This window comes from Paraburkholderia sp. A1RI_3L (assembly GCF_048957895.1).
Lineage (GTDB): Bacteria > Pseudomonadota > Gammaproteobacteria > Burkholderiales > Burkholderiaceae > Paraburkholderia > Paraburkholderia kururiensis.
Map to the genome: position 1 here is coordinate 1 of NZ_JARCHA010000055.1, position 1,168 is coordinate 1,168.

The following is a 1,168-nucleotide window of genomic DNA, read 5'->3' on the forward strand; positions in this document are numbered from 1 at the left end:
TGCCACGGCATGCACCAATGACGGCCCCGCAAACCCGTCCCCCCCCGCCACGCCTTGCAGCACACAGGAGAAACATATCCATCGAAAGACCGCTCAGGTGTTACCTGTGTTTCGTCGAGACAGCGCTTCAATGTAGCTTTGCGGCCGCTTCGTCCCGTATGGCGATCACGCTTTTCATCCTTCGTTCGTCCGGTCGGGGCACAAGTCGTTTCATTACGTCGATCATTCCGCAGCGAACAAAGGCCGTTAGCTGGCTGGTTCATGCGCTAACTTGCCGTGCGCGGCGAGATGTTCCGAATTCGGGTGAAACGCGTCGATCCCATAACATCACGGGACGGCTCTGCGACATTCATCTACCGGCGTGAGTCCTCGACCCGTGCCCCCGCTTACAACTTCGCTTCCGACCGCCATGCATGCTCCCGGATTCCTGCGGAACACGCTGCCGTACATCGATACGCTGTACGATTACGGCGCTTTCCTCGCCCGCGCCAGCGGGCGTCTCGGTGTACTGCCGGCAGAATGTGCATACGATGCGCGGATCGCGATTGTCGGCGCGGGAATCAGCGGACTGGTCGCTGCGTCGGAACTCCTACGCGCGGGCGCCCGGCGGGTAGTTGTGTTCGAAGCGAACCCCACACGCATTGGCGGACGGCTGCTGACACAGCCGATCAATCCAGATCATCCGCGCCTGCTTGCCGAAATGGGCGCGATGCGGTTCCCGCCTTCGCAGGCCGCCCTCTACCACTACCTCAACCGGTTCGGCATCGACAGTACATTCAGGTTTCCCAATCCGGGCGTCGTGGATACCGAGATCCATTACCAGGGGCGTGCATACCGCTGGATGGCCGGCGACGCCCCTCCCGCGCTATTCGATAGTGTCGACCACGGCTGGCGCTCCTTCATCCGCGACGGCGCCCAGCTCGACGGCGGCGTACGGTTGCCCGCACCGGCGGAACTCACGGCGCTTTTGCGTGCGCATCGTTATGACGACGCGCAGCGCGGGTGGCAACAGTACATCGACAAGTTCGGTGACGCGTCGTTTTACTCTGCGATCGTCACGATCTTCACAGGCGCGACTCCACCCGGTGGCGAGCGCTGGCGCAAAGACAAGGATCTGCGCTTGTTCGGCACACTTGGCATTGGATCGGGCGGGTTCCAGCCGGTCTAT

The 1,168-nt window shown here is 62.1% G+C and carries 1 protein-coding gene; it reads left to right on the forward strand.

All coding sequences use genetic code 11. The features are described from left to right. Positions 1 to 409: 409 nt before the first annotated feature. A partial coding sequence (locus tag PXJ20_RS32825) for an FAD-dependent oxidoreductase (protein ID WP_421057503.1) occupies positions 410 to 1,168 on the forward strand: 759 nt, incomplete at its 3' end.